Origin of the sequence: Williamsia sp., assembly GCF_016462415.1 — a bacterium.
Lineage (GTDB): Bacteria > Actinomycetota > Actinomycetes > Mycobacteriales > Mycobacteriaceae > Williamsia_A.
The window spans coordinates 1-6,845 of sequence record NZ_JAEMTF010000001.1; the positions used below are offsets into that span (position 1 = coordinate 1).

Here is a 6,845-nt window from a genome sequence, read left to right on the forward strand (position 1 = left end):
GATCTCACCGGTGTGGACGCCGCCTTTTCGGATGGCCGCCCGCGTGCAGCGTCGCAGAACGCGACGGAGCTCATCTGCCTCATCGACGTCGAGTGTCTTTGCCCGTCGTGACGGCGAGATCGCAGACTGCCACAGCACCTCGTCGGCCAATAGGTTGCCGATGCCGGAGATCGCGTTCTGGTCCAGCAGTCGGGCCTTCAACGGTGCGGCACTGGCGGCGATCATCTTCCGGAACTCGTCGCGATCCATCTCTGCGGCGTCGGTGCCCAGGGCGTCGATGTCCGGTTCCAGCCGGACCCGACCGAGCCGGCGCTTGTCGAACAGGCGCAGCTGGCCGCCGTCGTCGAAGGTCATCGAGAACCGCGTCCACTCCGGCTTGTCCTTCTCCCGCACCCCGACTTTCGCGTTACCGCCGCCGTAGTTCGACGAAGTGTCGCCGTCCGGGGCGGTGACGATGATGCGGCCACCCATGCCGAGGTGGATACCGAGGGTGGGGCCGGGCGACCCGTCGGCGGTCTCGGTCTCACACCACATTGCCTTGCCGCGCCGATTCGCCTCGGTCAGGCGACCACCGACGAGAGCATCGGCGATCTCGCCCGGCCGGTGCGGGCGGCATTCGTACTCGTCGTGGTCGTCGATCTCGGTGATGGTGCGGTCCAACGCCTTTTCGACAACCTGTCGCGCGTTCTCGACCTCGGGAAGTTCAGGCACCCTACCGGTATACCTGCTCCTCGACCCGGGCTGCTTCGTCCTCGCGAACATGGCGACGTCGCCGGATGAACAGCACCACCACCGCGACCGCGAGAATTGTGTAGACGACATAGTCGAAGTAACCGAGGTAGTCGTGGAAGCGCTCGTGCTGGGTGCCCAACGCGACACCGACACCGAGCAGCAGCCCGTTCCACGCCGCGGAGCCGGCGATGGTCAGAGCGCTGAAGACCCCGAGATTCATCGCCCCCGCGCCGGCGGGCAGCGAGATGATCGACCGCACCCCGGGGATCATCCGACCGAGGAACACCGACCACGTTCCGAAGCGCTGGAACCACTGCGCGCCACGCTCGGCGTCGCGGCGGCTCACGATGCGGGTCCATACGGCGAAGTTGACCGTGCGGTCGAGCCCGACCACCCGTCCCAACAGATACAGCACCAACGCGCCGATCCAGGCACCTGCGGTGCTCCAGAGCAGCAGGCCGACGAACGACAGGCCGCCGCTTCGGCTGAGGTATCCCGCGAAGGGCAACACCACTTCGCTGGGTATCGGCGGGAAGATCGTCTCCAGGAAGATCAGCAGTCCGATGCCGGCGTCGCCCATGCGCTCGAGCGCATCTGCCGCAAAACCGGTGAGTCCGGTGAATCCGTGCTCGCCTGCCGCTGTCACTGTCGCGGTGCTCAACGCCGCCGACCTCCTGGTGTTCTGGCGGCCCGGTCGCCGCTTCCCATCCATCATCCAGAAAACGGACAGATCGGCCGTCATACGTGGGGCAGAGCACATGACGTTCACGCGCAATGCCTGTTCGTCGCCAACGGACAAGTATTTTGCCGAGTTCCGGTCACGCACGCGCTGACCTGTGCCAGTGTTCTGCGATGACCGAGAGCGTTGCCGTCATCGGCGCAGGCCCCGGCGGACTCATCTCCGCCCGATGGTTGCTGTCGCAGGGCTTCGACGTCACGATTTTCGAGCAGGGGGCCGGTCTCGGTGGCCAGTGGTCGGGTCGAGCGGGCTCCGGCGGTGTCTGGCCGGCGATGCACACCAACACCAGCCGCATCCTGACGGCCTTCAGCGACCTGGAACCCGACCGCGATGTCGTCTTCCCGTCGAATCAGGATGTACTCGCCTACCTGCACCGGTTCGCCGCGATGTTCGACCTGACCGCACGCATCCGTCTGAACACCCGTGTCGATCTCGTCGACCGCGACGGCAGTGGGTGGCGAGTCGGCCACGACGGCGGCAGCGAAACCTACGACCGGGTGGTCATCTCTACCGGCCGGTTCCACTCGCCGTCCATCCCGCACGTCTCCGGACTCGAATCATTCGACGGCGCAGGCGGAGTCGCGTCCACCTACCACTATCGCGGCGCGGAGGCTTTTCGCGGCCGGCGGGTGCTGGTGGCCGGGTGTGCCGTCAGCGCCCTCGAGATCGCCGCTGAGCTGGCGCAATCCGGAGCACGAGTCGTGCTCACCCAGCGTCGCCAGCGCTACGTTCTGCCGAAGTTCGCCGCGGGTGTCCCATCGGACCACCGGATCTTCACGCGATACGGCGCGCTCGCGGCCACTGCACTGCCGGCAGCGGAGATCGATCGCCAGCTCAAGGAGATCGTCGTGGAGGCAGGCGGAAGTCCGGAACAGTACGGTGCACCGGTTCCGGATCCCTCACTGTTCCGCGCCGGCGTCACCCTCAATCAGACGTACCTCCCGCTGGTCGCCGAGGGGCGGATCGTCGTACGTCCGTGGATCCGGTCGGTGTCGAAGACCGCCGTCACGTTCGCCGACGGCAGCTCCGATGAGTTCGACGCAATTCTCTTCGGTACCGGGTTCGATGTCAGCATCCCGTGCCTGAGCGACGAGGTGCGCGCGGTGCTCGACATCGACGAGGCGCACATCGATGCCGACCGGTTCACCTTCCACCCTGATCTTCCTGGGCTGGCTCTGGTCGGCATGTGGGATCAATCCGGCGGCTACTTCGTCCCGCTGGAGCTGCAGGCCAGATGGATCGCCTACACGTGGGGTGGGACCATACCGGCGATCAGCGAGGCCGAGCTCCGGGCATCCGTGGATGGATACCGGTCTCGCCGCGGTCAGCCGCAGAAGACGCGGATGAACCTCGCGGCGTTGATGTTCGCCCGGGCGGCGGGTGTGGAGCCGAGCATGGCGAATTGGCCGGAGCTCCGACGAAAGTTGCTGTTCGGTCCACTGGCCCCGAGCAGTTTTCGTCTCGAGGGGCCCGACGCGCTACCCGATGCCGCGGCACGATTCACGCGGGACGCCGCGGCGTTCGGCGCGATCACCGACGAGCAGTTCAGTACCCGAGAACAGAAGTACTGGTCCATGGTGCACAGCGCCGGGAGCACATGACAACGGTGTACGCCGTGGTTTCCGCCCCGGCGCGCTCACAGCAGGACCGTCAGTCGCCGAGGGCGAGGATGCCCTCGGCCGACGCCACACAGATGGCGTCGAAATCGTCGGGGATGTCACCGCCGACGAGCGGACGGATCAGCCCGTACGGACCCTGGCGGGTCGCCAGCAGAGCCAACCGGAAGCGGCGGTCGGTGAGGCGTCCGTAGCGCCGCTTCACGGTGTCGCGTAGTGCGACGTCGATGGCGTCGTTGACCGTCGCCACGTCGTCACGCATCGAGTCGGGGACCAGATCGACCAGGTCGACGCGCCGATAGAGGGTCATGGCCTTCGCGTCGTGCGGGTTCTCTCGACAGAACTGCGGGATGTGCCGGGCCAGTGCCGCCATGGCGTCGCGGGGATCGTCGATGGTCGACGCGACCAGTAGACCCTCGTGGAAACGGTTGATCGACCGCACCCAGAGCGCACCGAATAGCGCGTCACGGGAGGCGAACCGGTGATAGATCGACCCCGTGGGTGCCCCGACGATTGCAGCGACGTGGGTGATGGTCGTGTCGCGCCAGTGCTCGACACATGCCTGTCCGGCGGCATCGAGGATCTGGTCGACGGAGAACTTCTGGGGTCTTGCCACCTCCGGAACTCTAGGGGTAGTTTGCGAACATGCCAACTAGAACCACAACTCTAAAACCAGCGCCGCGATGGCTGAGACGGGTCGCGTGGGCAGCGTTCGCGGTCACCGTTCCGTCGGCGGTCTGGCGCGTGCTGATGATCGCGGGCTTCATGCCCGGGACTGCGGAGCTGCGTGCGTTCGAACTCGCCGACGATCACCTCGTCGGCTACGCCTACGTGTTCGGACTCAGCATCGTCCAGCTGACGACCTCGTTCCTCACGGTCGGTCTCGCGAGTCGGTGGGGTGTGGTGCTGATGAACCGTCCGGTGCCGCGACTACCTGTGATCGTGGTCGCAGCACTGGGCGGACTGGCCGTCACGTGGTTGTTCACCATCTCGATGGCAACGCAGGTTCTGACGGGTCACCGTCCCGACGCCGGTCACACGCACGGGACAGCCCTGGTGGTGATGGTGGCGTGCTACGCACCGATCGTTCTGTGGGGACCGCTGAAACTGTTGGCGACCTATGGGTATTGGCAGCGCCGTCGCACGACCCTGCCTGCGCCGCAGCTGCGCAGTCAGCGGAGGCAGGTAGTGTCCGGCGGGTGAATTCGAGTGCTGTGCGCAAGTCCGTGAACGCCCGTATCGCCGAGGAATTGGCGGTCGCAGAGAACCAGGTCGCGGCCGCGGTCCGGCTGCTCGACGAGGGCTCGACCGTCCCGTTCATCGCCCGCTACCGCAAGGAAGTCACTGGCAGTCTCGACGACGCGCAGCTCCGCACCCTCGACGAGCGACTGCGTTAACTGCGCGAGCTCGACGAGCGACGGACCGCGATCATCAAGTCGATCGAGGAGCAGGGCAAGCTGACCGACAACCTGCGGGTCGCGTTGGAAGCCGCCGAGACGAAGTCGCGCGTCGAGGACATCTATCTCCCGTTCAAGACCAAGCGCCGCACCAAGGCGCAGATCGCTCGTGAGGCAGGGCTGGAACCGCTGGCCGACCGGCTGCTCGCCGACCCGTCGCTGGTACCCGACGCGGTTGCGGCCGAGTTCGTCACCGACGGTTTCGACGACGCGGCCGCGGCCCTCGACGGCGCACGGTTCATCCTGATCGAGCGCGCGGCCGAGGACGCCGACCTCGTCGGCGCCACCCGCGAGAAGTTCTGGAGCGACGGGGCGCTCCGTACCGCACCGAAGTCGGATTCGGTCGTCAACACCCCTGCGGGACAGAAGTTCCGTGACTATTTCGACTACTCCGAGCCGCTGCACAAGATGCCGTCGCACCGGGTGCTCGCCGCGCTGCGTGGCGAGAAGGAGGACGTCCTGTCGCTGACGTTCGACGGCGGTGAGGACGAGGCCTACCAGGCGCTGGCCGCGGCGTCGCTGGGAATCGACCTGTCGCACCCCGGTCCCGCGACGGCCTGGCTGGCGACGTGCGTGCGCTGGGCGTGGAAGGTGAAGCTGCACCTGACCGCGGAGACCGATGCACGTCTGCGACTGCGCAAGCAGGCCGAGGACGACGCGGTCGCGGTGTTCGCCCAGAACCTCAACGACCTTCTGCTCGCGGCACCGGCCGGCGCCCGCACGACACTGGGCCTCGATCCCGGCTTCCGCACCGGGGTGAAGGTGGCCGTGGTCGACGGGACCGGCAAGGTCCTCGACACCTGTGCGATCTACCCGCATCAGCCTCAGAAGCAGTGGGACACCGCCAAGGCGACGCTCGCGGCCCTGGTCGCACGACACGGCGTCGACCTCATCGCGATCGGGAACGGCACCGCCTCCCGTGAAACCGATGCGCTGGCAACCGAACTGCTCGCCGAGATCCGCACGTCGGGGACCACCGCCCCCGCCAAGGCGATGGTCAGCGAGGCCGGTGCCTCGGTGTACTCGGCGTCGGAGTACGCCAGCTACGAACTCCCGCAGCTCGACGTGACGCTCCGCGGAGCGGTGTCGATCGCGCGCCGACTCCAGGACCCACTCGCCGAGCTGGTGAAGATCGAGCCCAAGTCGATCGGCGTCGGCCAGTACCAGCACGACGTCAATCCCGGAACGCTCGCACGCAGCCTGGACGCGGTGGTCGAGGACGCGGTCAACGCCGTCGGTGTCGACCTGAACACCGCGTCGGTGCCGCTGCTGGCCCGGGTGTCGGGGGTGTCGACGACGCTCGCCGAATCGATCGTCGCCCACCGGGACGCGACCGGCCGGTTCCAGACCCGCAAGGCCCTGCTCGACGTACCGCGGCTGGGGCCCAAGGCGTTCGAGCAGTGCGCCGGGTTCCTGCGGATCACCGACGGCGCCGATCCGCTCGACGCGTCGGGGGTCCATCCCGAGGCGTACCCGGTGGTCCGCAAGATCCTCGACCGCTCCGGCGTCGCCCTCGCCGAACTCATCGGCGACACACGATCATTGCGCACGCTGCGTCCCGGCGACTTCGCCGACGACCGCTTCGGTGTGCCGACCGTGACCGACATCCTCGCCGAACTCGAGAAGCCCGGCCGCGACCCGCGGCCTGCGTTCACCACCGCGACGTTCGCCGCCGGGGTCGAGAAGGTCGCCGACCTCACGCCCGGGATGGTCCTCGAAGGTGTCGTCACGAACGTGGCGGCGTTCGGTGCGTTCATCGACGTCGGTGTGCACCAGGACGGGCTGGTCCACGTCTCCGCGATGTCGCACAAATACGTCTCCGACCCGCACGAGGTGGTGCGGTCCGGTCAGGTGGTGAAGGTCAAGGTGCTCGAGGTGGACACCGATCGTCAGCGGATCGGGTTGACGCTGCGGCTCGACGACGAGGTCGGTCCGGGTGCGAAGAAGCCGGGCGCGCCGAAACAGGAACGACGGCACGGTGGTCGGCCGCCGCAGCGCACCGGTGACACCGGCCGCGGCAAACCTGCTCAGGGCAAGAACAACGACCGACGCTCGACGCCCGCGCCCACAGGTTCGATGGCCGATGCACTGCGCAACGCCGGGTTCGGTAGGTAACCGGCTCGACCATCGGCTGATCGCGCTCCGCGGAGCGCGGTCAGTAGCCCTTGCCCCGCAGGTAGCTCGCCAAGGCGGTGATGGTGGCGGGGTTTCGCGGGCTCTCGACCAGTGCGGCGTAGGGGAACGATATGAAGTTGCCCTCGCGGACCGCGGTGGTGCCGGCCATCAGCGGCTGGGCTCGTA

The 6,845-nt window shown here is 67.4% G+C and carries 5 protein-coding genes and 2 pseudogenes; 3 read left to right on the forward strand and 4 right to left on the reverse strand.

Annotation, left to right across the window (positions count from 1 at the left end; all coding sequences use genetic code 11):
- Both JHC79_RS00005 and JHC79_RS00010 read right to left on the reverse strand, forming a co-directional pair.
- Window positions 1–711, reverse strand: a 711-nt coding sequence (locus tag JHC79_RS00005) for a DNA-formamidopyrimidine glycosylase family protein (protein ID WP_296387824.1), incomplete at its 3' end; no start/stop codon positions are given.
- Between the two features lies 1 nt (window position 712).
- On the reverse strand, window positions 713–1,393 hold the full coding sequence (locus tag JHC79_RS00010) for a DedA family protein (protein WP_296387825.1): 681 nt from the start codon (window positions 1,391–1,393) through the stop codon (window positions 713–715).
- A 191-nt stretch (window positions 1,394–1,584) separates the two neighbouring features.
- On the opposite strand from JHC79_RS00010, the gene JHC79_RS00015 reads away from it, so the two are divergent.
- A complete protein-coding gene (locus JHC79_RS00015) occupies window positions 1,585–3,072 on the forward strand; it encodes an NAD(P)-binding domain-containing protein (RefSeq protein ID WP_296387826.1) in 1,488 nt (495 codons plus the stop codon).
- Between the two features lie 49 nt (window positions 3,073–3,121).
- Here JHC79_RS00015 and JHC79_RS00020 read toward each other — a convergent pair whose 3' ends face one another.
- The gene (locus JHC79_RS00020) at window positions 3,122–3,703 is read right to left on the reverse strand and encodes a TetR/AcrR family transcriptional regulator (protein WP_296387827.1); all 582 of its coding nucleotides are present in this window, start codon (window positions 3,701–3,703) and stop codon (window positions 3,122–3,124) included.
- 128 nt (window positions 3,704–3,831) lie between these two features.
- Between JHC79_RS00020 and JHC79_RS00025 the strand changes: the two genes are divergently transcribed.
- Both JHC79_RS00025 and JHC79_RS00030 read left to right on the forward strand, forming a co-directional pair.
- Window positions 3,832–4,290, forward strand: a complete 459-nt coding sequence (locus JHC79_RS00025) for a hypothetical protein (protein ID WP_296387828.1) — start codon at window positions 3,832–3,834, stop codon at window positions 4,288–4,290.
- Window positions 4,287–6,659, forward strand: a pseudogene (locus tag JHC79_RS00030) (Tex family protein). Before JHC79_RS00025 ends, JHC79_RS00030 begins: the two are co-directional and overlap by 4 nt.
- Before the next feature lie 40 nt (window positions 6,660–6,699).
- Here the strand turns inward: JHC79_RS00030 and JHC79_RS00035 are convergent.
- Window positions 6,700–6,845 (reverse strand): annotated as a pseudogene (locus JHC79_RS00035) (iron transporter); the annotation flags it as partial.

Coding starts and splice junctions, on each gene's coding strand:
- JHC79_RS00015 (WP_296387826.1), top strand. CDS start 1,585: ATGACCGAGAGCGTTGCCGTCATCGGCGCAGGCCCCGGCGGACTCATC.